This window comes from Paraburkholderia caballeronis, from assembly GCF_900104845.1.
In the GTDB taxonomy this organism is placed as follows: domain Bacteria; phylum Pseudomonadota; class Gammaproteobacteria; order Burkholderiales; family Burkholderiaceae; genus Paraburkholderia; species Paraburkholderia caballeronis.
On record NZ_FNSR01000001.1, the window covers coordinates 2831404 to 2855737 of the forward strand.

The 24334-nt window shown below is 67.4% G+C and carries 20 protein-coding genes; 15 read left to right on the top strand and 5 right to left on the bottom strand.

All coding sequences use genetic code 11. From position 1 onward, the window contains the following. The first annotated feature begins 139 nt into the window (after positions 1–139). The 3 genes from BLV92_RS12625 to BLV92_RS12635 all read left to right on the top strand — a co-directional run bounded on the left by BLV92_RS12625 (position 140) and on the right by BLV92_RS12635 (position 2842). Positions 140–1471, top strand: a complete 1332-nt coding sequence (locus tag BLV92_RS12625; protein ID WP_090545369.1) for an O-acetylhomoserine aminocarboxypropyltransferase — start codon at positions 140–142, stop codon at positions 1469–1471. Beyond that, positions 1468–2298: an alpha/beta fold hydrolase gene (locus BLV92_RS12630; RefSeq protein WP_090545370.1), complete on the top strand. Its 831-nt coding sequence runs from the start codon at positions 1468–1470 to the stop codon at positions 2296–2298. Before BLV92_RS12625 ends, BLV92_RS12630 begins: the two co-directional genes overlap by 4 nt. A gap of 223 nt (positions 2299–2521) precedes the next feature. Next, a complete protein-coding gene (locus BLV92_RS12635) occupies positions 2522–2842 on the top strand; it encodes an Mpo1-like protein (RefSeq protein WP_090545372.1) in 321 nt (106 codons plus the stop codon). A gap of 48 nt (positions 2843–2890) precedes the next feature. Here BLV92_RS12635 and BLV92_RS12640 read toward each other — a convergent pair whose 3' ends face one another. Beyond that, a complete protein-coding gene (locus BLV92_RS12640; protein WP_177197988.1) occupies positions 2891–4210 on the bottom strand; it encodes a YihY family inner membrane protein in 1320 nt (439 codons plus the stop codon). An 80-nt stretch (positions 4211–4290) separates the two neighbouring features. On the opposite strand from BLV92_RS12640, the gene wrbA reads away from it, so the two are divergent. The 4 genes from wrbA (at position 4291) to BLV92_RS12660 (ending at position 7933) form a co-directional block, all read left to right on the top strand. Further along, positions 4291–4896, top strand: coding sequence for an NAD(P)H:quinone oxidoreductase (wrbA, locus tag BLV92_RS12645; protein WP_090545373.1), 606 nt, complete (start codon positions 4291–4293; stop codon positions 4894–4896). Further along, complete coding sequence (locus BLV92_RS12650) at positions 4893–5315, top strand: DUF2069 domain-containing protein (protein ID WP_177197987.1); 423 nt, start codon at positions 4893–4895, stop codon at positions 5313–5315. The genes wrbA and BLV92_RS12650 overlap by 4 nt, the downstream gene beginning before the upstream one ends. A 334-nt stretch (positions 5316–5649) precedes the next feature. Next, complete coding sequence (locus BLV92_RS12655; RefSeq protein ID WP_090545375.1) at positions 5650–7092, top strand: FAD-binding oxidoreductase; 1443 nt, start codon at positions 5650–5652, stop codon at positions 7090–7092. A gap of 31 nt (positions 7093–7123) precedes the next feature. After that, on the top strand, positions 7124–7933 hold the full coding sequence (locus tag BLV92_RS12660; RefSeq protein ID WP_090545377.1) for a metallophosphoesterase: 810 nt from the start codon (positions 7124–7126) through the stop codon (positions 7931–7933). Positions 7934–7997: 64 nt separating this feature from the next. Here BLV92_RS12660 and BLV92_RS32045 read toward each other — a convergent pair whose 3' ends face one another. Both BLV92_RS32045 and BLV92_RS12665 read right to left on the bottom strand, forming a co-directional pair. Beyond that, positions 7998–8150, bottom strand: coding sequence for a hypothetical protein (locus BLV92_RS32045; RefSeq protein WP_166677080.1), 153 nt, complete (start codon positions 8148–8150; stop codon positions 7998–8000). Positions 8151–8323: 173 nt separating this feature from the next. Further along, positions 8324–9262: a LysR family transcriptional regulator gene (locus tag BLV92_RS12665; RefSeq protein WP_090545379.1), complete on the bottom strand. Its 939-nt coding sequence runs from the start codon at positions 9260–9262 to the stop codon at positions 8324–8326. Between the two features lie 155 nt (positions 9263–9417). Here BLV92_RS12665 and BLV92_RS12670 point away from each other — a divergent pair, with 155 nt between their 5' ends. From BLV92_RS12670 to BLV92_RS12710, 8 genes are all read left to right on the top strand, one after another. Next, positions 9418–10971 (top strand): efflux transporter outer membrane subunit, encoded by a 1554-nt coding sequence (locus tag BLV92_RS12670; protein ID WP_090545381.1) that lies wholly within the window; start codon positions 9418–9420, stop codon positions 10969–10971. A 10-nt stretch (positions 10972–10981) separates the two neighbouring features. Then, a complete protein-coding gene (locus BLV92_RS12675) occupies positions 10982–13198 on the top strand; it encodes an FUSC family protein (RefSeq protein ID WP_090545384.1) in 2217 nt (738 codons plus the stop codon). Beyond that, the gene (locus BLV92_RS12680; RefSeq protein ID WP_177197989.1) at positions 13185–13388 is read left to right on the top strand and encodes a DUF1656 domain-containing protein; all 204 of its coding nucleotides are present in this window, start codon (positions 13185–13187) and stop codon (positions 13386–13388) included. Before BLV92_RS12675 ends, BLV92_RS12680 begins: the two co-directional genes overlap by 14 nt. Before the next feature lie 7 nt (positions 13389–13395). Then, positions 13396–14259: an efflux RND transporter periplasmic adaptor subunit gene (locus BLV92_RS12685; protein WP_090545387.1), complete on the top strand. Its 864-nt coding sequence runs from the start codon at positions 13396–13398 to the stop codon at positions 14257–14259. Positions 14260–14456: 197 nt separating this feature from the next. Then, positions 14457–16355: a propionate--CoA ligase gene (locus BLV92_RS12690; protein ID WP_090545388.1), complete on the top strand. Its 1899-nt coding sequence runs from the start codon at positions 14457–14459 to the stop codon at positions 16353–16355. A gap of 383 nt (positions 16356–16738) precedes the next feature. Beyond that, positions 16739–17224 (top strand): cache domain-containing protein, encoded by a 486-nt coding sequence (locus tag BLV92_RS12695; RefSeq protein WP_090545390.1) that lies wholly within the window; start codon positions 16739–16741, stop codon positions 17222–17224. A 554-nt stretch (positions 17225–17778) separates the two neighbouring features. Beyond that, a complete protein-coding gene (locus BLV92_RS12705; protein WP_090545392.1) occupies positions 17779–19224 on the top strand; it encodes a DEAD/DEAH box helicase in 1446 nt (481 codons plus the stop codon). A 16-nt stretch (positions 19225–19240) separates the two neighbouring features. Then, a complete protein-coding gene (locus BLV92_RS12710) occupies positions 19241–20728 on the top strand; it encodes a SulP family inorganic anion transporter (protein WP_090545394.1) in 1488 nt (495 codons plus the stop codon). A gap of 108 nt (positions 20729–20836) precedes the next feature. On the opposite strand, the gene BLV92_RS12715 is transcribed toward BLV92_RS12710, so the two are convergent. Next, positions 20837–21631: a 5'-methylthioadenosine/adenosylhomocysteine nucleosidase gene (locus tag BLV92_RS12715; RefSeq protein WP_090545396.1), complete on the bottom strand. Its 795-nt coding sequence runs from the start codon at positions 21629–21631 to the stop codon at positions 20837–20839. A 61-nt stretch (positions 21632–21692) separates the two neighbouring features. Continuing rightward, complete coding sequence (locus BLV92_RS12720) at positions 21693–24047, bottom strand: UvrD-helicase domain-containing protein (RefSeq protein WP_090545398.1); 2355 nt, start codon at positions 24045–24047, stop codon at positions 21693–21695. Positions 24048–24334: the final 287 nt, after the last annotated feature.

Below are 24334 nucleotides of genomic sequence, written 5' to 3' on the forward strand. Positions count from 1 at the left end.
GGATTCGCCGCGCCGGCCCGAAAAAACAAGCGCCATCAGGGTTTATGCAGATCCCCAACGCGCGATCCGGCGGCGCTGCCGATGTTACGATGCCCGCACCACCGACCCCTTGCCGGCCCGCCGGGGCCGCGCCGCCACGATGCCCGACACCCGTTTCGACACGCTCGCGCTGCACGCGGGCGCCGCGCCCGACCCCGCGACCGGCGCCCGCGCGACGCCGATTTACCAGACCACGTCGTTCACGTTCCGCGATGCGGACCACGCGGCCGCGCTCTTCAACATGGAGCGCGCGGGCCACGTGTATTCGCGGATCTCGAACCCGACCGTCGCCGTGTTCGAGGAGCGCGTCGCCGCGCTCGAAGGCGGCGCGGGCGCGATCGGCACCGCGAGCGGCCAGGCCGCGCTGCATCTCGCGATCGCGACGCTGATGGGCGCGGGCTCGCACATCGTCGCGTCGGGCGCGCTGTACGGCGGCTCGCACAACCTGCTGAACTACACACTGCGCCGCTTCGGCATCGAAACGACGTTCGTGAAGCCGGGCGACCTCGACGCGTGGCGCGCGGCGCTGCGGCCGGATACCCGGCTGCTGTTCGGCGAGACGCTCGGCAACCCGGGCCTCGACGTGCTCGACCTCGGCGCCGTCGCACAGATCGCGCACGAGCACCGCGTGCCGCTGCTGGTCGATTCGACGTTCACGACGCCGTGGCTGCTGCGACCGTTCGATCACGGCGCGGACTTCGTGTATCACTCCGCGACGAAGTTTCTCGGCGGCCACGGGACGACGATCGGCGGCGTGCTGGTCGACGGCGGCACGTTCGACTTCGACGCGTCGGGCCGCTTTCCGGAACTGACCGAGCCGTACCAGGGTTTTCACGGAATGGTGTTCGCGGAGGAAAGCACGGTCGCGCCGTTCCTGCTGCGCGCGCGCCGCGAGGGTTTGCGCGATTTCGGCGCGTGCCTGCATCCGCAGGCCGCGTGGCAACTGCTGCAGGGGATCGAGACGCTGCCGCTGCGGATGGAGCGGCACGTCGCGAACACGCGGCGGATCGTCGAGTTTCTCGCCGCCCACGACGCGGTCGAGTCGGTCGCCTACCCGGAACTGCCGGGCCATCCGGACCACGCGCTCGCGAAGCGGCTGCTGCCGCGCGGCGCGGGCGCGGTGTTCAGCTTCGACCTGCGCGGCGACCGCACGGCGGGCCGGCGCTTCATCGAGGCGCTGTCGCTGTTCTCGCACCTCGCGAACGTCGGCGACGCGCGCTCGCTCGTGATCCACCCGGCGTCGACGACCCATTTCCGGATGGACGCCGCCGCGCTCGCGGCGGCCGGCATCGCGGAAGGGACGATCCGGCTGTCGATCGGGCTCGAAGACCCGGACGACCTGATCGACGACCTGAAGCGCGCGCTGAAGGCGTCGCAGAAGGCTTCGGCGGGCGCGCCGGCGGCGAAGCCCGCGGGCGAGGAGGCGCGATGATCGTCGAGGTCCACGGCAAACCCGTTTATGCCTACACCGGCGGCCAGCCGTTCGACCGGACGCGGCCGGTCGCGGTGTTCGTGCACGGCGCGGAGCACGATCACAGCGTATGGGGATTGCAGTCGCGCTATTTCGCGAATCACGGTTTCGGCGTGCTCGCGGTCGATTTGCCGGGCCACGTGCGCAGCGCCGGGCCGGCGCTCGCGAGCATCGGCGGACTCGCCGACTGGCTCGCGGCCCTGTTCGACGCGTTACAGGTGCCGCGCGCGTTCGTCGCCGGGCACAGCATGGGCTCGCTCGTCGCGCTGGAATTCGCCGCGCGCCATCCGCAGCGTGCGACGCGCATCGCGCTCGTCGCGACCGCGTTCCCGATGACGGTGTCGCCCGCGCTGCTCGACGCCGCCCGCGAACGCGAGCCGGACGCGATCGCGCTCGTCAACCAGTGGTCGCATTCGACGCTCGCCGCGAAGCCGTCGAGCCCCGGCCCCGGCTTCTGGCTGCGCGGCGTGAACCAGCGGCTGATGGAGCGCGTGTCCGCGCGCGGCGAGCCGCAGTTGTTCCACACCGACTTTGCCGCGTGCAACGACTACGCGGACGGCCTCGCGAGCGCGGCGAAGGTGCAATGCCCGGTGCGGCTGATCGTCGGCCGGCGCGATGCGATGACCCCGCCGCGCGCGGCGCGCGCGCTGTCGGATGCGTTCGCGGCTGCCGGCGTGCCGGTCGATACGGTGACGCTCGACGCGGGCCACGCGCTGATGACCGAGCAGCCGGACGCGACGCTCGACGCGCTGTATGCGTTTGCGACGGAACGCGGGAACGCTCGCTGAGGCGGCATAGGCGGCGAGCGTGTCGCCAGCTACTGACGGCTTGCGGCTTGCGGCTTGCGGCTTGCAGCTTGCGGGCAGCATCGACCGATGCATCCGCTGCGCCGACGCTACATGTCGGCCATTCGGCGCGATTGCACGCCCGTTCCGGTAGCCGGACAATGAAATCCATCGATTCCGCTGCCTGGCGCGACACAACGACCCGACACGCGGCAAGGAGACGACGATGAGCCAGGAGACCCGCACCGACCATTTCGCGAGCTTCTCGCAGTTCTATCCGTTCTACCTGAACGAGCACCGCCATCCGGTATCGCGGCGGCTGCACTTCATCGGCACGCTCGGCGTGATCGGCTGCGTCGCGATGGCGATCGCCACCGGCGACGGGTTATGGCTGCCGGCCGCCGTCGTCTGCGGTTACGCGTTCGCGTGGGTCGGCCATTTCGCGTTCGAGAAGAACCGTCCGGCCACGTTCCGCCATCCGGTCTACAGCCTGATGGGCGACTGGCGGATGTTCGCGGATATCTGCCGCGGGAAGATTCCGCTGTAGCGCAGCGGCGTTGGAATCTGCCGCCGGGACATCTGCCCGGCCTGCCGGCTACGCTGCCTGATGCGGCATCGACGGGCTCGCCTGCCCGTCGTCGGAAACGGCCTGCGCGAGCTGCCGCCGCGCGGCCAGCAGCGACGCGAGCGACACGGACAGCTTGTCGTTGTCGAGCGCTTCGAGCAGCGTCTGCGCGTCGACCCGGGTCGACTTCTGGTTCAGTTGATATGCGAGTTCCCGGCGGTCGATCACGAAGCGCCCGAACACGCGCGCGACCGGAATCCGCGCCGGGTTCGCGATCAGCAGGAAACGCGTCTTGCCGCCGCCGTCGGACTCCAGCCGCCCGACCAGCCCGTCGTCTTCGAGCCCCTGCAACAGCCGCGTGACGGTCGCGAGGTCGCGCCGCATCGTCCGCGCGAGATAACTCGCGGTGCAGCCCGGCCGCCCGGCGTCGCGCGCGTGGGTGAGCCGCGCGAGCAGTTCGAGCGCGTCGAGCAGGTCGCTGCCCGGAAAGCTCGGCCGGCTGAACTGGCCGGTGCGGATCTCCGGCAGCGCGGACGCGATCATCGCGCCGACCAGCGTGATGAACCAGCTCAGATACATCCACAGCAGGAACATCGGCGCGGCCGCGAACGCGCCGTACACCGCCGTGTAGGTCGGAATGCGCCGCACGTAGTAGCCGAACCCGCGCTTCGCGAGTTCGAACGCGATCGCCGCCGCGATCCCGCCGACCGCCGCGTCGCGCCACTCGACGCGGCAGTTCGGCAGGAACACGTACAGCAGCGTGAACGCGAACGCGGTCAGCGGCAGCGTCGCGGCCGCGAGCGCCCATTCGAACATCGCGGACAGGTTCTGCTCGCTCGCCAGTTGCAGCGAGCGCGTGAACAGATACGACGAGATCGACAGGCTCACGCCGATCAGGATCGGCCCGAGCGTCAGGATCGCCCAGTACACCAGCACGCGCTGCGCGAACGGCCGCGGCTTGCGCACGCGCCAGATCAGGTTGAACGCAGACTCGACCGTCATCATCGTCATCACCGACGTGACGAACAGCACGATCATCCCCATCGTCGTCAGCCCCTTCGCCTTCGACGCGAACTCGTTCAGGTATTTGAAGATCTGGCTGTTGATCTGCGCCGGCATCAGATGATCCGCGAGGAACGCCTGCAGCGACGTCTGGAACGACGCGAAGATCGGGAACGCGGTGAACAGCGCGAACGCGACCGTCGCGAGCGGCACGAGCGACAGCAGCGTCGTGAACGTGAGACTGCCCGCGACCTGCGGAATGCGGTCCTCGCCACTGCGCTCCGCCGCGAAGCGCAGCAGCCGCTTCACGGTGTCCAGATCGATTCGAACCCTCGACAACACATCCATTGGCCTGCCTTCGTCGAACGGTGCGCGCCGCATGTGCGCGCAACCCAGCCCCTATAATATCCCGTCCACCGACGCCGCCTATGAAACCCATACTCGTGCTTTATTACAGCCGCCACGGCGCGACGCGCGAACTCGCGCTCGCCATCGCGCAGGGCGTGGACAGCATCCCCGGCGCCGAGGCGCGCGTGCGCACCGTGCCGCCGGTTTCGACGGTCTGCGAAGCGACCCAGCCCGATATCCCGTCCGACGGACCGCCCTACGCGGAACTACGCGACCTCGAAGAATGCGCGGGCCTCGCGCTCGGCTCGCCGACGCGCTTCGGCAACATGGCCGCCGCGCTCAAATACTTCCTCGACGGCACGACGCCGCAATGGCTGTCCGGCGCGCTCGCGGGCAAACCCGCGTGCGTGTTCACGTCGACCGGCAGCCTGCACGGCGGCCAGGAGAGCACGCTGCTGTCGATGATGCTGCCGCTGCTCCATCACGGCATGCTGATGGTCGGCATCCCGTACACGGAAACCGCGCTGACGACCACGCAGACCGGCGGCACGCCGTACGGCGCGTCGCATTACGCGCGCGCGGACGCGGCGGGACGCGGCATCTCCGCCGACGAAAAGGCGCTCGCGTTCGCGCTCGGCGCTCGGCTCGCGCGCACCGCGGCGGCGCTCGGAGAACGGCGGCCGTGACCGGCGCGAGCGCCGACCCGACGAGCGCCGACGTGGCCGCGCGCGGCGTCGCGTCGAACCGCGCGGCCGCGCTCGGCGCGGCCGTGACGCTCGCGGCGCTCGCGCTGCTGTGCGTCGCGTGGGAATGGCGGCTCGCGCCGCTGCGTCCCGGCGGCACCGCGCTCGTGCTGAAGGCGCTGCCGCTTCTGCTCGCGCTGCCCGGCGTGCTGCGGCGGCGTGTCTATACGCTGCAATGGGCGTCGATGCTGGTGCTGCTGTACCTCGCGGAAGGCATCGTGCGCGGCATGACCGACCGCGCGCCCGGCAACCGGCTCGGCTGGATCGAGGCGGCGCTCGCGGCGGCGTTCTTCGTCTGCGCGCTCGCGTACGTCGCGCCGTTCAAGCGCGCCGCGCGTCAGACCCGGCGGCGCGGCACATGATGCGCGGGTTGCATCGCGAACGCGGATGGACCGGCGGCATGCGATGGCCGAAGCCAACCGCGTCCCCGCTCGATCGATGCCGCCACGACGCAGCAATGCCTGTTACCCCGACGCCGTCATCGAAGAAACGATCGGCATTGCAAGATCGGGCGCCCAACAGCAACGGCCTCCGCTCTCGCCCACTTCCGGCCGTCGCTGCCGCACTGCCCATGCCCGCCCCGCGCGTGCGCGCGGCGTGGCACACTGCACGCACCGCCCTGTCGCGCACCGCGCGTGGCCTTTCAGCCAGCCGTTCGCCGTCGCCGGCCCCGCTGCCGGCGACGCTCCCTACACCATGAACCAGCCCAACGACCTCCGCTCCACGCTCGAACCGTTCCTCGCCGCCTGCGCCGCCGCCATCGGCGCGCCGCACGTGCTGACCGACCCGCACGACACCGCGCCGTACCTGACCGACTGGCGTCGCCGCTACCAGGGCGCCGCGCGCGCGGTGCTGTGCCCCGCGACCACCGACGAAGTCGCGGCGCTCGTGAAACTCGCGGTCGAACACCGCGTCGCTATCGTGCCGCAAGGCGGCAACACCGGCCTCGCGGGCGGCGCGACGCCCGACACCGGCGGCCGCGAAGCCGTGCTGAGCCTGCGCCGGCTGAACCGCGTGCGCGAGATCGATCCGCACAACAACACGATCACCGTCGAAGCCGGCGTGATCCTCGCGGACGTGCAGGCGCGCGCCGCCGACGCCGGCCGGCTGTTCCCGCTGTCGCTCGCGGCGGAAGGCAGTTGCACGATCGGCGGCAACCTGGCGACGAACGCGGGCGGCACCGGCGTGCTGCGCTACGGCACGACGCGCGAATTGTGCCTCGGCGTCGAAGTCGTCACACCGCAGGGCGACGTGTGGGACGGCCTGCGCGGGCTGCGCAAGGACAACACCGGCTACGACCTGCGCGACCTCTACATCGGCGCGGAAGGCACGCTCGGCATCATCACCGCGGCCGTGATGAAGCTGCACCCGCAGCCGGCCGCGCGCGTCACCGCGCTCGCCGCGCTCGGCTCCGCGCACGCGGCGCTCGACTTCCTGTCGCTCGCGCAGCGGTTCGCCGGGCCGCTTCTGACCGGCTTCGAACTGATGTCGGATTTCTGCCTGCAACTGGTCGGCCGGCATTTCCCGCAACTGCGTTATCCGTTCGACGGCCGCCACGCGCAGATCGTGCTGCTCGAACTGTCGGACAGCGAAAGCGAGGAGCACGCGCGCGCGCTGTTCGAACGGCTGATGGAAACCGCGCTCGAAGCAGGGCTGGTCGCGGACGCGGTGGTCGCGGAAAGCCTCGCGCAGTCGCAGGCGTTCTGGAATCTGCGCGAGCACATCCCGCTCGCGCAGGCGCAGGAAGGGCTGAACGTGAAGCACGACATCGGCGTGCCGATCTCGCGGATCGGCCACTTCATCGAGGAAACCGACGCGGCGATCGCGGCCGCGGTGCCGGGCGCGCGGATGGTCACGTTCGGCCATCTCGGCGACGGCAACCTGCACTACAACGTGCAGGCGCCCGAGGGCGGCGACGCGAAGGCGTTCCTCGCGGAGAACGAGTCAACGCTGAACCGGATCGTGTACGACAGCGTGAACCGGCACCGCGGAACGATCAGCGCGGAACACGGCCTCGGGCAACTGAAGATCGACGAGGCCGCGCACTACAAGAGCGCCGTCGAACTGCAACTGATGCGCGCGCTGAAGCAGGCGCTCGATCCGCTGAACCTGATGAATCCGGGCAAGGTGCTGCGCTGAGCGCGCGGCATCGCGACGAGAGGACGACGCCTTGAAGATCCGCGTGCTGTCAGACCTGCATCTGGAAAACGACGAGCCGGACGCGATCCCGCACGCGGACGCCGATCTCGTCGTGCTCGCCGGCGACATCCACAATCACGCCCTCGGGCTGCGCTGGGCGGCGGAAACGTTCGATCCGCGGGTGCCGGTCGTATATGTGCCGGGCAATCACGAATATTACGACGGCGAGTTCGGCGCGCTGGAAACCGCGATGCGCGACGCCGCCGCGCAGACCGACCACGTGCATTTCCTGAACAACGCGGCGCTGGTCGATCCTGCTGGCCGCTGGCGCGTGCTCGGCACGACGCTGTGGGCGGACTTCGCGCTGTTCGGCGCGGACGACGCGACGCGCGGCGCGGCGATCGCGGCCGCGCGACGCGTGATGCTCGACTTTCGCGGGTTGATTCAACTGTCGTGGCCCGGCGGGCCGAACGACGCGCCGTCGCGCGACTTCGCGCCGGACGACTCGCTCGCGCTGCATGCGCAATCGCGCGCGTGGCTGGAAACGGAACTCGCGAAGCCGTTCGGCGGCAAGACGATCGTCGTCACGCACCATGCGCCGCATCGGCTGAGTCTTGCCGGGCGTTACGCGGACGACCTGGTGTCCGCGGGGTTCGTCAGCCACCTGCCGGAACTGGTGCGCGCGCCGGTCGCGCTGTGGGTGCACGGTCACACGCACACGTGCTTCGACTACGAGGCGGACGGCACGCGCGTGGTCTGCAATCCGCGCGGCTATCGGGACCGGCGCACCGGGGAGCCGGAAAATCCGGCGTTCAGCTGGACCCGGGTGGCGGAAATCTGAACGGCGGCCGGGCGGCCGCCGTCATGAACGCGCCGGAACGGTCGGAGCGGCGGTTATCCCGGCTTCAGCGGCGCGCGGCCGTGTTGTCGCGGAACGGCCGCGACCGCAGCGCAACCGGCTGCAGTTGCGCGCGGCGCATACGCAGCAGATCGCGCGACGCCGCGATGCCGATCAAGCCCATCATCACGGCGATGCCGATCATCAGATGCGTGTCCATGAATGTCCTCGGAGGTCTGGCGGAAGAAACATCGCGACGGAAGTTGCCGCGTAGTTCCGACACGTTATCAAAGCGTCCGCCGCCGAGGCGTAAGGAAGTGTTGCGGCGCACGAATCGTGTAACAGGCTGTCACGGCGAACCGCCGCGGCCTGCCGCGAACCGCACCCCGCCGCTCAGGTCCGCGCGAATTTGCGCAGCTCGGTCTGATCCGCTGCGAGCGTCGCCGGAATCTGTTCGCGCAGCAGTTCGACCCACGTGCGGATCTTCGCGTCGAGATACTGGCGCGACGGATACATCGCGTACACGTTCATCTCCTGCGACTTGTACCCCGGCAAGAGCCACACCAGTTCGCCGCTGCGCAGCCCGCTGATCGCCGAGTAGATCGGCAGCAGCCCGATGCCCATCCCCTCGCGCACCGCGACCGCGAGCGCCTCCGCGACGTTCACCTGGAACGTCGGCGCGCCCAGTTCGATCAGTTCCTCGCCGTCCGGCCCGCTGAAGCGCCACTGCGCGCTCGGGGACACCGGCGTCACCATCTGCAGGCACGTGTGGCCCACCAGGTCCGACGGCTTCTGGGGCACGCCATGCTGTTCGAGATACGCCGGCGACGCGCACGCGATGCTGAACGCGCTCGCGAGCCGCTGCGACACGAAGCCGGAATCGGGCAGATCGGTCGCGAGCACGAGCGCGACGTCGTAGCCTTCGTCGAGCAGGTCCGGCATCCGCTGCGCGAGCGTCAGCTCGACGTGCACGTCCGGATACTGCTGCTGGTAGCGGCCGACCGCCGGCACCACGTAGTGCTGACCGAAACTCGTCATCGCATGCACTTTCAGCTTGCCGGACGGGCGCGCATGCGCGTCGCCGGCCTCGGCCTCCGCCTGATCGACGTACGCGAGAATCTGCTCGCAACGCTGAAGGTAGCGCTCGCCCGCCTCGGTCAGCGCGATGCGCCGCGTCGTGCGGTTCAACAGACGGGTGCGCAGATGCGCCTCCAGATCGGAGACCGCGCGCGACGCATACGCCGTGGTCGTATTCAGATGCTGGGCAGCGCCCGTGAAGCTGCCCGCTTCCACGACACGGACAAATACACGCATGTTTTGAAGCGTATCCATAACCATCCCCTGTCAGACGGACGGATTGTTACATATTTCGCAAGACCAATTGTCTCAAAAAACGTAAGAATGCCTTGCACCTTTACTGGTTATTCGGCAATAGATCAAAAAATATAATGGCGCCCTGTGATCTATAGCCAATAAGGGAGTAAATCGTGCAGTCTCCGGTACGGCCTGGGCTTGCCGCGCTCACGGTTTTTACGCTGTCGTTGATAATCGCCGGATGCGCCAGTACCGGGGGCATCGCACCGCAGGCAAAAAGCGCCGATGCGTCGGCGCTCGATGCCGGTTCCGCGATCCGCGCCGCCAATGCGGACGCGCAATGGCCCGCCAGCGACTGGTGGCGCGGTTATGACGACCCGCAACTGAACGCGTGGATCGAAGCCGCGCAGGCCGGCAATCCGTCGCTCGCGATCGCGCAGGCGCGCGTGCGGGAGGCCCGCGCGATGGCCGGCGTCGCCGCGGCGGGCCTGCTGCCGCAGATCGGCGGCAACATGTCGATCCAGCGCCAGCACTGGTCGGACAACGTCTTCTACGGCCCCGGCCCGCTCGCCGACGCGAATACGTGGAACAACACCGCGTCGCTCGGCCTGTCGTATCACCTCGACCTGTGGGGCCAGGACAAGAACGCCGCCGAACGCGCGCTCGACGCCGCGCACGCGAGCGCCGCCGATGCGCGCGCGGCGCAACTCGAACTCGAAGTGAACGTGACGCGCGCGTACATCGACTTCGCGATGAACTACGCGCTGCTCGACATCGCGAAGCAAACGCTCGCGCAGCAGCAAAAGATACTCGCGTATGCGCAGCGACGCCTCGCGGGCGGCATCGGCACGCAGCTCGAAGTAAGCCAGGCCGAGACGCCGCTGCCCGAATACGAACGCCAGATCGACGCGCTCGACGAAGCGATCGCGCTCGGCCGGAACCAGTTGGCGGCGCTCGCCGGCAAGGGGCCGGGCGCCGGCGACACGATCACGCGCCCGCAACTCGTGCTCGCGGCGCCGGCCGGCCTGCCGTCCACGCTGCCGGCCGAGCTGATCGGCCATCGCCCGGACATCGTCGCCGCGCGCTGGACCGTCGCCGCGCAGGCGCGCGGGATCGACGTCGCGAAGGCCGAGTTCTATCCGAACGTGAACCTGCTCGCGTCGATGGGCGGCTACGCGGCCGCCGGCCCGCTGTTCCAGTTCCTGAAGTCGATGAGCGGCAGCTGGACCGGCGGCCCCGCGTTGTCGCTGCCGATCTTCGACGGCGGCCGGCTGCGCGCGCAGCTCGGCGCGCAGTCCGCCGCATACGACATCGCGGTCGACCAGTACAACCAGACCATCGTGACCGCGCTGAAGGAAATCGCGGACCAGGTGGTGCGGATGCGCTCGCTCGCGACCCAGGACGACGACGCGCACCGCTCGGTCGCCGCCGCGAAACGCAACTACGATCTCGCCGAAGAAGGTTTCCGGCGCGGCCTGACCGACTACCTCAACGTGCTCGTCGCGCAGAACCAGTTGCTGCGCGCGCAGGAAGGCGTCGCACGGATTCAGGCGGAGCGGCTGACCGCGCACGCGTCGCTCGTCGCGGCGCTCGGCGGCGGCGCGATCGATCCGTCCGCCGGCCCGACCGACGCGGAGCAGTTGCCCGCGCACGGCAAGCCGTCGCGCGCGCTGCCGCCGATGCCGGCCGCGCTGCTGGCGCCGCCGTTGCCGGACACCGCACGCTAGGGCGACGCGCATGCAAGCCTCCCCGTCCACTCCCCCGCGCACCGGCGGCGCGGCGCTCGCCGCCGCGTTTGCCGACTGGGCGCGCACCGACGGCCTCACGTGGATCTACATCGCGAAGGCGATCGGCGCGGGCCTGCTCGCGCTCGGCATCGCGATGAAGCTCGACCTGCCGCAGCCGCGCACCGCGATGACGACCGTGTTCATCGTGATGCAGCCGCAAAGCGGCATGGTGTTCGCGAAGAGCTTCTACCGGATCTGCGGCACGCTGGTCGGCCTCGTCGTGATGCTCGCGCTGATCGGCCTGTTCGCGCAGCAGCCGGAACTCTTCATCGTGTCGACCGCGCTGTGGGTCGGCATCTGCACGGCCGGCGCCGCGCGCAACCGCAACTTCCGCTCGTACGGCTTCGTGCTCGCCGGCTACACCGCCGCGCTGATCGGCATCCCGGCGTCGCAGCACCCGGACGGCGCGTTCATGTCCGCGCTCACGCGCGTCGCCGAGATCGTCGTCGGCATCCTGTGCTCGGGTTTCGTCAGCGCGGTAGTGTTTCCGCAGTACACCGGCGAGCTGATGCGTTCGACGGTGCGCCGTCGCTTCTCGTCGTTCGTCGAATACGTCGCGGCGGCGCTCGCGGGCCGCATCGACCGCTCGCGGATCGAGGCGACCAACGCGCGTTTCATCGCGGACGTCGTCGGCTTCGAGGCCGCGCGCAGCAGCGCGATCTTCGAAAGCCCGGACGCGCGGATGCGCGGCGGCCGGCTCGCGCGGCTGAACAGCGAGTTCATGTCCGCATCCACGCGCTTTCACGCGCTGCACCAGTTGATGAACCGGCTGCGCGACGCAAGCTCGTCCGCGACGATCGACGCGCTGGAGCCGTATTTCCGCGAGATCGCGCCGCTGCTCGCGAAGGGCGGCGAACCGGTGCTGACCGCCGCCGACGCCGCGCACGTGTCCGCGCAGTTGCAGGAATACCAGGCGGCGCTGCCGAAGCGCGTGCGCGCGACGCGCGCGGAACTCGAACTGCGCGCCGACGCGCGGATGCTCGACTTCGACACCGCGACCGAGCTGCTGTACCGCTTCGTGCACGAGATGTACGAATACGCGTCCACCTACGCATCGCTCGCGGTCGATTCACACGAGCGCGAACGCTGGATCGGCCGCTATCAGCCGAAGACGAACCTGTTGTCGGCCGCGGTCGCCGGCGTGCGCGCGGCGATCGTGATGACGCTGCTCGGCGCGTTCTGGATCGCGACCGCGTGGCCGAGCGGCACCAACCTCGTGCTGAACGCGGCGGCGACCTGCGCGCTCGCGTCCGCGTCGCCGTTCCCGTCGCGCACCGCCGCGCAGATGGCGGTCGGCACGATGCTCGCGTCGCTGGTCGGGATGGTGCTGACGTTCGGCGTGTTCCCGCACATCGACGGCTTCGCGATGCTCGCGCTCGCGCTCGCGCCGGCGCTCGCGTTCGGCGTGTACCTGACCACCCGGCCGCGCTACGTCGGCTACGGGATGGGCTACTGCATCTTCCTGTGCTTCCTCGCCGGCCCGGACAACCTCGTCCACTACGACCCGGGCGCGTACATGAACGACGCATTCGCGCTGGTGCTTGCGATGATCGTGTCGGCGGCCGCGTTCGCGGTGTTCCTGCCGCCGTCCACGCAGTGGATGAAGAAGCATCTGCTCGGCGACCTGCGCGGCCAGGTCGTGCAGGCGTGCCGCGCGCGGCTCGCGCGGGTGCGCAATCACTTCGAGAGCGGCACGCGCGACCTGATGTTCCAGATCAACGCGCTGTCCGCGAACGAGCCGCAACTGAAGCGCGACACGCTCGCGTGGCTCTTCTCCGTGCTCGAAGTCGGCAACGCGGTGATCGACCTGCGCGGCGAACTCGCGACGCTGCCGCCGCATCCGCGCTACGCGGCGCGCACCGCGTGGCGCGAGGCGATCGGCGCGATGCTCGACGCGGTGAGCCGGCTGTTCGCGAAGCCGGGCCGCGACCGCTATCGCCAGACGCTCGCCGCCAACGACGCGGCCACCGTCTACGTGCAGCAACTGCTGCAGAGCTTCGATCCGCCGCGCGAAGAGCGCCGCCAGTTGCAGCGGATCCTGAGCCATCTGCATTTCGTGCGCACCGCGCTGCTCGATCCGCAGTCGCCGCTGCCCGCCGCCGGCGCGCACGGCGGCCATCGCGACGGTGGACGCGGCGCCCAGCAAGGAAACCATCATGCCTCGTGACGTTGCGTTCCTCGACGCCTACATACCCGCGATCGTGCTGCTGTTCATCCTCGGCGCCGCGATCACCTGGGTGCTCGACTCGCTCCTCGCCCGCACCGGGCTGTACCGGGTCGTCTGGCACCCGTCCCTGTTCCGCGTGAGCCTGCTCGTGGTGGTGTGCTGCGTGCTCGGGCTCGCCGTTTACCGTTGATCGGATCATGACTATTCGAAACATCATTGGCTTCATCGCGACGGCGGTCATCTTCGTCGTCGCCATCCTGATCGGGCGCGTGCTGTGGATCCACTACATGGACGAGCCGTGGACCCGCGACGGCCGCGTGCGCGCCGAAGTGGTCAACATCGCGCCGGACGTGTCCGGCTACGTGGTCCAACTGCCCGTGCGCGACAACCAGTACGTGAAAAAAGGCGACCTGCTGATGCAGATCGACCCCGCGCACTACCAGATCGCCGTCGAGCAGGCCCAGGCCGCCGTCGCCGCGCGCAAGGCCGAACTGACGATGCGCCTCGACGACGCGAAGCGCCGCGCGGACATGGACAGCCTCGTCGTGTCGAAGGAAGCGCGCGAGAACGCGTCGCACACCGCGAACGCCGCGCAGGCGCAGTACGAACAGGCGCTCGCCGCGCTCGACGCGGCGAAGCTGAACCTCGACCGCACCCGCGTCGTCGCGCCGGTGGACGGCTACGTGACGAACCTGCAAGTGTTCAGGGGCGACTACGCGACGGCCGGCGCGCCGAAACTCGCGGTCGTCGACGAGCATTCGTTCTGGGTCTACGGCTACTTCGAGGAAACCAAGCTGCCGCGCGTGAAGGTCGGCGACAAGGCACAGATCCGGCTGATGAGCGGCGGCACGCTGCGCGGCCACGTCGAAAGCATCTCGCGCGGCATCTACGACCGCGACAACCCGCAGAGCCGCGAACTGCTCGCGGACGTGAACCCGACGTTCAACTGGGTGCGCCTCGCGCAGCGCGTGCCGGTGCGCATCCACATCGACGAGGTGCCGCCCGGGATGCTGCTCGCCGCCGGCATCACCTGCACCGTCGTGATCGAGCCGGGCACCTGACGCACCGCCGTCGTCGCCCTCTCCGCCCGCAAAAGGAGCGCCGTCCGCGCTCCTTTTGCCGTTTACGCGCGGCTCGCGCCGCGTCAATGCGACAGGCGGACACGCGGGAGAACCCGCGTTGTCCGCGCGCGTTGCAGTGCACTATGCTGCGGAAAACCAGAACACAGACCATCCGCCCGCACCGGAGGACGCTTCAGATGCCCAGCTACCGCGACTTTCACCGGGAGTCGATCGACGACCCGGAAGGCTTCTGGCGCCGCGAGGCGGCGCGCATCCATTGGGAGACCCCGTTCAGCGACGTGCTCGACCGCTCGAACCCGCCGTTCGCGCGCTGGTTCTGCGGCGGCCGCACGAACCTGTGCCACAACGCGGTGGACCGCCACCTCGCGGCGCGCGCGCAGCAGGACGCGCTGATCTACGTGTCGACGGAGACCGGCATCGAGCGCCGCTACACGTACGCGAGCCTGCATGCCGAAGTAAACCGGATGGCCGCCGTGATGCGCTCGCTCGGCGTGAAGCGCGGCGACCGCGTGCTGATCTATCTGCCGATGATCCCCGAAGCCGTGTTCGCGATGCTCGCGTGCGCGCGGCTCGGCGCGATCCATTCGGTGGTGTTCGGCGGCTTCGCCGCGCCGAGCCTCGCCGCCCGCATCGACGACGCGCGCCCCGCGCTGATCGTCACCGCCGACGCCGGCGCGCGCGGCGGCAAGGTGATCGACTACACGCCGCTCGTCGACGAGGCGCTCTCCCGCGCGCAGCACGCGCCCGCGCAGGTGCTGCTGATCGATCGCCAGCTTGCGCCGGAACGGTTGAAGGCGCCGTACATCGTCGATTACGAACCGCTGCGCGAACAGTATTTCGACGCGCACGTGCCGTGCGAATGGCTCGAATCGAACGAGCCGTCGTACGTCCTGTACACGTCCGGCACGACCGGCAAGCCGAAGGGCGTGCAGCGCGACGTCGGCGGTTATGCGGTCGCGCTCGCCGCGTCGATGGAATACATCTTCGAGGGCCGCCCCGGCGACGTGATGTTCACCGCGTCGGACATCGGCTGGGTGGTCGGCCACAGCTACATCATCTATGCGCCGCTGCTCGCCGGACTGACGACCGTGATGTACGAAGGCACGCCGGTGCGGCCGGACGGCGGCATCTGGTGGCGGCTCGTCGAGCAATACCGGATCAACCTGATGTTCACCGCGCCGACCGCGATCCGCGTGCTGAAGAAGCAGGACCCGGCGCTGCTGCGCGCCGCCGACCTGTCGAGCCTGCGCACGCTGTTCCTCGCCGGCGAGCCGCTCGACGAGCCGACCGCCGCGTGGATCGGCGACGCGCTCGGCAAGCCGGTCGTCGACAACTACTGGCAGACCGAGACCGGCTGGCCGATGCTCGCGATCCAGCGCGGCGTCGAGGCGCTGCCGCAGAAGCTCGGGTCGCCCGGCGTGCCGGTGTACGGCTACGACCTGCGGCTGCTCGACGAGCATACCGGCGAGCCGTGCGCGAGCGGCGACAAAGGCGTGATCGCGCTCGGCTATCCGCTGCCGCCGGGGTGCATGTCCACCGTGTGGGGCGACGATGCGCGCTTCGTGAAGACGTACTGGCAGAGCGTGCCGGGGCAGCACGTGTATTCGACGTTCGACTGGGGCGTGCAGGACGACGACGGATACGTGACGATCCTCGGCCGCACCGACGACGTGATCAACGTTGCCGGGCATCGGCTGGGGACGCGCGAGATCGAGGAGGCGCTGTCGAGTCATGCCGCCGTTGCCGAGGTGGCGGTGGTCGGGGTCAACGACGCGGTGAAGGGACAGGCGGCGATCGCGTTTGTGGTGCTGCGCGATGCCGGGGCGGTGGACGATCCGGATGCGGCGAAGAAGCTCGAAGCGGCGCTCGCGGCGACCGTCGACCGGCAACTCGGCGCGATCGCGCGACCAGCGCGCGTGCACTTCGTTTCGTCGCTGCCGAAAACGCGGTCGGGCAAGCTGCTGCGGCGGGCGATTGCGGCGCTGGCGGAAGGACGTGATCCGGGGGATCTGCCGACGATCGAAGATCCGGCGGCTTTGGTGCTGATTCGGGAGGTGGTGATGGGGCGTGGGTGAACGCGCGGGGGTGTCGCGGAAGATGCGGGCGTCGGTGCGGGAATGACCGCGCCAGCTGCGATATTTCCGGCTGATGCGGCTAACGTTTCGCTGTGAGGCGTTCTGTCGTTTCTGCGGTATGGGTTCGCTGATGGAGGTCGCGAGGCGGCCAATTTCGGACCGTTCGCGAACGTCCGTTTTCGAGTCGCGCATATCATGCGGGAAAACGATTCTGGGCGGGCTACGCTTCCTGGACTACTCTTTTGCGTGCAGATGCGCGCCTCTCTTCCATAAACCGCCCTTCGGTGCTGATCGGGCCCGGGCAAAGCGCCACTGTTTCAGGGCAGGAAGAGAATCGATGTACGGAACGAACGGCGCTGCCCTGAATGGTTGGAGTTTGTGCTATGAACGGCAAAACCCTCTTGACCAGCATGCTGTTACTGGGATTATTCTGCTCCGCGTTGCCTGCATTTTCTCAGTCATCTCCGCCAACGTCCGACACTGCAAAACAAACCGAAGCGCTGGTCGACAAAGCTGCCGCGTTAATTGACAGCAAAGGCAGGGCCGCGTTTTCCGAGTTCAGAATCAAAGGCAGCGAGTGGTTCCATGAGGATACTTATCTGTTCGTATACGACCTGAACGCAAATGTCTTGTTGAACCCGGCCTTCCCAGCCCGGGAAGGGACGAACGTCCACGGCCAGAAAGATTCGAACGGCAAGCTGTTTCATGATGCCATGATCGAGACGGCCAAAACGGCAGGATCAGGCTGGGTCGACTACATGTTCTTAAGACCAGGGCAGACTCAGCCATCGCATAAATGGACCTATGTGAAGTCAGTCACGATTAACGGAGTTCCAGGTCTGGTGGGTTCGGGCTTCTATTCGGAGTAGATTCCGGCGAGCCTCGGTTGGCCCGTGCAGATGGCACTTATCATTCGAACGTTGAACGACTGCTTTCGGCCTTCGAATTCCACGGTTTGTACTTCCGCTTAGGGACGTTCTGCGACCGCCGGCAGAGGCACATACAGTTTCCTCCTTCATCATCGCGTCCATCGGCCTCGACGACACGGCGCATGGCCCGCACACCATGCGGCGGACAGAGGCTTCGCTGAGTTTGAAACTACGATCCGGTATCCCGGCATCGAGGTAGACGATACGCCAGAAATGGCGAAAGAAACGAAGGTCTGACGCAACAGCCGGCGGGCGGTCGCTCGCCGGCCCACCTCTGCCGATCACGGCTCGCCAGGACCATGCTGTTGATGCCATCAGGAATGGCGCTAGTGGCAATACGGCTCATCGTTACCTCGTAATACCGCTCGCCGGCGCGACGCCTGGCCCCACTAAGGTCTTCAGGGGCAATCAGCGTCGATTTCCCAGACCATCGACATACGCGGTGCAATCAGCGCAGTAACCGTTAGAATTGCGGCTTTAGCGCGGAATACGCCATGTCTTTTGCCTCGCTTGGCCTGATCGATCCCTTGCTGCGTAATGTGCAGGACCTCCATTACCAGACGCCTACGCCGGTGCAGGCCAAGGCGATTCCTGCCGTGCTCAGCGGCAAGGACGTCATGGCCGCGGCACAGACCGGCACGGGCAAAACGGCGGGGTTTGCGCTGCCGCTGTTGCAACGGCTGGTGCAACACGGCCCGGCGGTGTCCAGCAACCGCGCGCGTGTTCTGGTGCTGGTGCCCACGCGTGAACTGGCCGAACAAGTGCTGCAAAGTTTCATCGGTTACGGCAAAGGCCTCGATTTACGATTCCTGGCCGCCTACGGCGGCGTGAGTATCAACCCGCAGATGATGAAGTTGCGCAAAGGCGTGGATGTGCTCGTTGCCACGCCGGGCCGTTTGCTGGATCTCCATCGCCAGAACGCAGTGCAGTTCGATCAGGTACAAACGCTGGTGCTGGATGAAGCCGACCGCATGCTGGATCTGGGCTTTGCGCGCGAACTCAACGCCGTCTTCGCAGCGTTGCCCGCCCAGCGCCAGACGCTGCTGTTCTCCGCCACGTTTACCGACGATATCCGCGCCATGGCGGCGGGCATTCTGCGCGGCCCGGTCAATATCAGCGTCAGCCCGCCCAATGCCACGGCCAGCAAGATCAGGCAGTGGGTGGTGCCGGTGGATAAAAAGAACAAGCCGGACCTCTTCATGCACCTTGTGGCTGAGAACAACTGGGAGCACGCGCTGGTGTTCGTCAAAACCCGCAAAGGCGTGGAATACCTGGCGGCCATGCTGGATGAAGCGGGTTATGCGGTCGACACCATCCACGGCGACAAACCGCAGCCCGCGCGCCTGCGTGCGCTGGAGCGCTTCAAGACGGGCGAAGTCAATATGCTGGTAGCCACCGACGTGGCTGCGCGCGGGCTCGATATCGACGACCTGCCGCTGGTGATCAATGTCGATCTGCCGATCGTGGCGCAAGACTATGTGCACCGTATTGGCCGCACCGGCCGCGCGGGCGCCAGCGGCGTGGCGGTGTCCCTGGTGTGCGCCGATGAAGCGCCGCTGCTGGCCGCGATTGAAGCGCTGATCCGGCAAACGCTGCCCCGTGAAGAAGAGCCGGGGTTTGAAGCCGAACACCGCGTGCCGCAAACCAGCGCAACGGGCGAGATTATCAAGAAACCCAAAAAACCCAAGAAGCCCAAAGTGCCGCAAGCCGCGCCGGGCGCCATGCAGATGCCCGGCAAAAAACCGCGCCCGCAAAGTAGCGAAAACAACCGCAGGCCTGCGGCGCAGCGCGCTGTCGCCGCAGGTAAAGGCACGAGCTTGTCCGGCGGCAATCCATTCAGCGTGCAAAAGCCACGCAGCAAACCCGCCAGCAAGCCTGTCGCGGGTTCACGCAAGCCAGCCGGCAAACCCGCCGGTGGTCGTGGCAAACGTCAACCCTGACTGTGAAACACGATTAATGATGATTCAATCACTCCGAGAGCAGTGGCTTTCGAAAATCCCTGGTAATGTGCTTGCGGGCCTGACTTCGGCGTTCGCCCTTGTCCCTGAATGCATCGCCTTTGCGCTGGTCGCGCAGGTGAATCCTCTGATGGGACTTTACGGCGCCTTCATAATCTGCTCGTTGACCGCCATCTTTGGCGGAAGACCCGGAATGATTTCGGGCGCCGCCGGCTCGATGGCTGTCGTCATCGTCGCGCTCGTTGTTCAGCATGGCGTCCAATACCTTCTGGCCACCGTTGTCCTGAGCGGCGCGCTGATGATGCTTTTTGGACTATTGCGTCTGGGCAAGCTGATTCGCATGGTGCCGCATCCGGTGATGATCGGATTCGTGAACGGCCTGGCCATTATCATCGCGATGGCACAACTGGAACATTTCAAGCGGACGACGCCTCAAGGCAGCGTATGGCTGCAAGGGACACCGTTATGGGTCATGTGCGCCCTGGTTGGGCTGACGATGCTGATCGTCTACCTTCTCCCCCGCATTACCAAAACTGTCCCACCGGCCCTTGTCGCCATCATCAGTGTCGGACTGCTCAGCCAGTTCATGCATTTGCCGACGCGAACCCTGGGGGACATGGCGCATATCGCGGGTGCGTTCCCGGCTTTTCATCTGCCGCAGATACCGTTCGACCTTGAGACCTTTCGGATTGTCTTTCCTTACGCGCTGCTCATGGCCGTGGTGGGTTTGCTGGAAACCCTGCTGACGTTCAATCTCACCGACGAGATTACCGAAACCCGCGGACGCCCCAATCGCGAGTGTCTCGCTCTCGGTGCGTCAAATGTCGTTTCGGGCCTGTTCGGCGGCATGGGCGGCTGCGCGATGATCGGTCAAACCATGATCAACCTGAGTTCGGGCGGACGCAGCCGTCTGTCGGGAGCGACGAGCGGCGTCATGATCCTTATGTTCATTCTCTTCCTGTCTCCGCTCATCGAGCGGATTCCATTAGCCGCGCTGGTCGGGGTTATGTTTGTTGTCGCACAGCAGACTTTTGCATGGGGATCGCTTCGGATACTCGGTAAAGTTCCGCGGAGCGACGCCCTGGTGGTCATCGCGGTGACGATTATTACCGTTTTCACCGATCTGGCGATTGCCGTACTTTGCGGCATCGTCATAGCCGCATTGAACTTCGCCTGGCAGCACGCGCGCGAAATACGCGCCGAGGTAAAAAGCAGCGATGACGGCACGCGGACCTACGCCCTGCATGGCACCTTGTTCTTCGCATCCACCGCGAATTTCCAGGAGCTTTTCCAGCCCCAAACGGATGCACAGGAAGTCATCGTCGATTGCCGACATTTGCATGTCGCGGATCACTCCGCAATCGTCGCTTTTGAGACGCTGAGGGACCGCTATCAAAAGACAGGGAAGTGTCTGCGATTTGCAAATTTATCGGCTCGCAATCGGCATATTCTCGAACGGGCTGGCGTTTCCCTGATTAACGGCTGACGCAGGCCAGGCACAAGTTGGCATACTCGTTGTGCCTTGAAAAGGATCATGCCGAACGGCCCGGAAGGGGTGCGGATTCAACCGCCGCCTTCACCGTCCCACGCCATTTCACCGCGATCCGGACGCCCGCCCATACCCCGCCAGAAACCGCTTCAAAATCCCCGTGGAATAACTACCCGCCAGTTCCGCGAGAAACGACTCGAACGAAGCACTGGCGTGCTCGTCGGCCGTATCCGAAATCGTCCGCACGACCGCGCACGGCACGTCGTACTCGTGACAAACCTGCGCGATCGCCGCCCCTTCCATCTCGACCGCCAGCGCCTCCGGCAGCAACGACCGCAGCGCCCCGACTGCCTGTGCGCTCGCGACGAACTGATCGCCGCTGATCACCAGCCCGCGATGCACGCGCGGCGTCGCCGTGTTGAACCGCGCCGCCAGCGCCGCCCCCTCTTCCGCGATGAACCGCTCGCACGCATCGGCCAGCGCGGCCGCCAGCATCGCATCCGCATCGAACCTCGCGCGCCCGAGCAACGGAATCTCGAAGCACGGAAAGAGCGGCGACGCATTCATGTCGTGCTGTAGCAGCGTGTCGCCGACCACCACGTCGCCGATCCGCACGTCCGGCCCGACGCCGCCCGCGACGCCGGTGAACACGATCGCATCGACGTCGAACGCATGGATCAGCGCGCTCGCGGTCGCGGCGGCCGCGACCTTGCCGATCCGCGCGAGCGTGACGACACACGGCGCGCCGTGCACGGTGCCGACGTGATAGTCGCGCCGGCCAAGCGTATGCGTGACGACGCCCGACCCGGCGCGCATCGCCGCGAGCAGGTCGCCCAGTTCCTCGGGCAGCGCGGCGAGCACGCCAAGCGGACGCGCGGGCGCAACAGACGGAACGTTCATCGCTGGATCTTCCCCGTATCAGTATCGGTATCGTGATCGATCGCGCGCGCGGTCACCGCGGTCACTCGACCGGCTGCAGTTTCGCGACCGCGAGCGCGAGCCACTTCTCGCCGTGCCGCTTGAAGCGGACCTGCGCCTTCGCATCGGTGCCGCTGCCTTCGAGCGCGGTGATCGTGCCTTCGCCGAACTTCGTATGGAACACCTGCTGGCCGACGCGGAAACCGGTCTCGGCCGCGCGCTGCTCGTTCGCGAACGCGGGCAGCGGCGCGGACGACTCCACGTAGCTGTCCCGGCTGGCGCCGCGATCCGGCCGCGAAAACCAGTCGCGCCCGTAACCGGCGTTGTCCGACCGCCCGCCCCAACGCGCCCCCGCCTCGACCTTCGGCGTGAGCCACTTCAGCGTTTCCTGCGGCAGTTCGTCGAAGAAGCGCGAGCGCACGTTGTAGCGCGTCTGCCCATGCAGCAGCCGGCTCTGCGCGAACGACAGATACAGCCGCTCCTTCGCGCGCGTGATCGCGACGTACATCAGCCGGCGCTCTTCTTCGAGGCCGTCCGCTTCCATCGCGCTGTTCTCGTGCGGGAACAGTCCTTCTTCGAGACCGGTGATGAACACCGCGGTGAATTCGAGCCCCTTCGCCGCATGCACGGTCATCAGTTGCACTGCATCCTGGCCCGCCTGCGCCTGGTTGTCGCCGGCTTCGAGCGACGCGTGCGACAGAAAACCCGCGAGCGGCGTCATCAGGTCGGGGTTCTGCGCGGGATCGGTGATCGCGGGCGCGTCGAGCACTTCGATCTCGCCGTCGTCGGACACGATCTCCGGCGCGGCGGTCGCGCCCGGACGCAGCGGAATCGAGCGCGCGGGCGTATCGAGCCCGTAACCCTCCTCGCTGACGAACGCGGTCGCCGCGTTCACGAGTTCCTGAAGGTTCTCCAGCCGGTCCTGCCCTTCGCGCTCGTTCTGATAGAACTCCGCGAGGCCGCTCATCCGCACCGTGTATTCGACGGTTTCCGGCAGGCTCATCTGCTGCGTCTCCGCGCGCATCCTGCCGACCAGCGTCGCGAACGCCGCGAGGCTCGATCCGGCCTTGCCCGCGACATACGGCACGGCCGCCGCCATCGAACAGTTGTAGAGACGCGCGGCGTCCGCGAGCTGTTCGAGCGAACGCGCGCCGATCCCGCGCGCCGGGAAGTTCACGACGCGCGCGAACGCGGTATCGTCGTTCGGGTTGTCGATCAGCCGCAGATACGCGAGCGCGTGCTTCACTTCCTGACGCTCGAAGAAGCGCAGGCCGCCGTACACGCGATACGGAATGCCGACGTTCACGAGCGTGTGCTCGATCGTGCGCGACTGCGCGTTGCTGCGGTAGAGCACCGCGACCTCGTTGCGCGACAGCCCGGTGTTGATCAGCGCGCGAATCTCCTCGACGATCCAGCCGGCTTCCTGCGAATCGGTCGCCGCCTCGTACACGCGCACCGGCTCGCCGTGGCCCGCGTCGGTGCGCAGGTTCTTGCCGAGCCGGTGCGCGTTGTGCTCGATCAGCCGGTTCGCGGCGTCGAGGATGTAGCCGTGCGAGCGGTAGTTCTGTTCGAGCTTGATCAGGTGCTTGACGCGAAACTCTTCTTCGAAGTCGCGCATGTTGCCGACGTTCGCGCCGCGGAACGCATAGATCGACTGGTCGTCGTCGCCGACCGCGAAGATCGCGTTGGCCGGCCCGGCGAGCATCTTCAGCCACGCGTATTGCAGCTTGTTGGTGTCCTGGAACTCGTCGACGAGGATGTCGCGAAAACGCGCCTGGTAGTGCGCGCGCAGCGGCGCGTTGTACGCGAGCAGTTCGTAGCAGCGCAGCAGCAGTTCCGCGAAATCGACGACGCCCTCGCGCTGGCACTGCTGGTCGTACGCTTCGTACAGTTCGACGAACTTGCGGTTGAAGTTGTCGGTGACGTCGACGTCCTTCGGGCGCAGCCCCTGCTCCTTCGCGTTGTTGATGAAGTATTGGAGGTTCTTCGGCGGATATTTCTCGTCGTCGACGTTCAAGCCCTTCATCAGCCGCTTGATCGCGGAAAGCTGGTCGGCGGTGTCGAGGATCTGGAACGTCTGCGGCAGGCCGGCGTCGCGGTAGTGCGCGCGCAGCATCCGGTTGCACAGCCCGTGGAAGGTGCCGATCCACATGCCGCGCGTGTCGATTGGCAGCAGCGCCTGGAGGCGCGCCATCATCTCGCGCGCGGCCTTGTTCGTGAACGTGACCGCGAGCACCGTCGCCGGCGACGCGAGCCCCTGCTGGATCAGCCACGCGATGCGCGTGATCAGCACGCGCGTCTTGCCGCTGCCGGCCCCGGCCAGGATGAGCGCCGGTTCGTTCGGCAACGTGACGGCGGCGAGTTGTTCGGGGTTCAGGTTCGCAAGCAGTTCGGGCATGGAGAGCGGGCGGTGGGCTTTCGGGGCGCGGAACGCGCGTGGACGGTCGGGTGCAGGCCGACATTATAAGTCGCGGGGAAAGGCGGCGGTTTTCGGTCCCGCGAGGCGCGGCCCGGTTCGGGCCGGGCGGCGTCGAACCAGCATCGAAGCCGCCTCGAAGCCACCTCGAAGCGGCGCAAAAGCACCGGCCGCGCGCCGCCGTCGCGGCCGCGAACGGGCCGCGGAAGCCGCCCGCCGGCACGCGCCGCGCCGCATGCGAGCGGCTTCGCGCCCCGCTTCCCCTTATA

What these genes read in the sequence shown, in the direction of transcription:
- BLV92_RS12625 (WP_090545369.1), top strand. Translation starts at nt 140, where the DNA reads ATGCCCGACACCCGTTTCGACACGCTCGCGCTGCACGCGGGCGCCGCG.
- BLV92_RS12630 (WP_090545370.1), top strand. Translation starts at nt 1,468, where the DNA reads ATGATCGTCGAGGTCCACGGCAAACCCGTTTATGCCTACACCGGCGGC.
- BLV92_RS12635 (WP_090545372.1), top strand. Translation starts at nt 2,522, where the DNA reads ATGAGCCAGGAGACCCGCACCGACCATTTCGCGAGCTTCTCGCAGTTC.
- BLV92_RS12640 (WP_177197988.1), bottom strand. Translation starts at nt 4,210, where the DNA reads ATGGATGTGTTGTCGAGGGTTCGAATCGATCTGGACACCGTGAAGCGG.
- wrbA (WP_090545373.1), top strand. Translation starts at nt 4,291, where the DNA reads ATGAAACCCATACTCGTGCTTTATTACAGCCGCCACGGCGCGACGCGC.
- BLV92_RS12655 (WP_090545375.1), top strand. Translation starts at nt 5,650, where the DNA reads ATGAACCAGCCCAACGACCTCCGCTCCACGCTCGAACCGTTCCTCGCC.
- BLV92_RS32045 (WP_166677080.1), bottom strand. Translation starts at nt 8,150, where the DNA reads ATGGACACGCATCTGATGATCGGCATCGCCGTGATGATGGGCTTGATC.
- BLV92_RS12665 (WP_090545379.1), bottom strand. Translation starts at nt 9,262, where the DNA reads ATGGATACGCTTCAAAACATGCGTGTATTTGTCCGTGTCGTGGAAGCG.
- BLV92_RS12675 (WP_090545384.1), top strand. Translation starts at nt 10,982, where the DNA reads ATGCAAGCCTCCCCGTCCACTCCCCCGCGCACCGGCGGCGCGGCGCTC.
- BLV92_RS12685 (WP_090545387.1), top strand. Translation starts at nt 13,396, where the DNA reads ATGACTATTCGAAACATCATTGGCTTCATCGCGACGGCGGTCATCTTC.
- BLV92_RS12690 (WP_090545388.1), top strand. Translation starts at nt 14,457, where the DNA reads ATGCCCAGCTACCGCGACTTTCACCGGGAGTCGATCGACGACCCGGAA.
- BLV92_RS12695 (WP_090545390.1), top strand. Translation starts at nt 16,739, where the DNA reads ATGAACGGCAAAACCCTCTTGACCAGCATGCTGTTACTGGGATTATTC.
- BLV92_RS12705 (WP_090545392.1), top strand. Translation starts at nt 17,779, where the DNA reads ATGTCTTTTGCCTCGCTTGGCCTGATCGATCCCTTGCTGCGTAATGTG.
- BLV92_RS12710 (WP_090545394.1), top strand. Translation starts at nt 19,241, where the DNA reads ATGATGATTCAATCACTCCGAGAGCAGTGGCTTTCGAAAATCCCTGGT.
- BLV92_RS12715 (WP_090545396.1), bottom strand. Translation starts at nt 21,631, where the DNA reads ATGAACGTTCCGTCTGTTGCGCCCGCGCGTCCGCTTGGCGTGCTCGCC.
- BLV92_RS12720 (WP_090545398.1), bottom strand. Translation starts at nt 24,047, where the DNA reads ATGCCCGAACTGCTTGCGAACCTGAACCCCGAACAACTCGCCGCCGTC.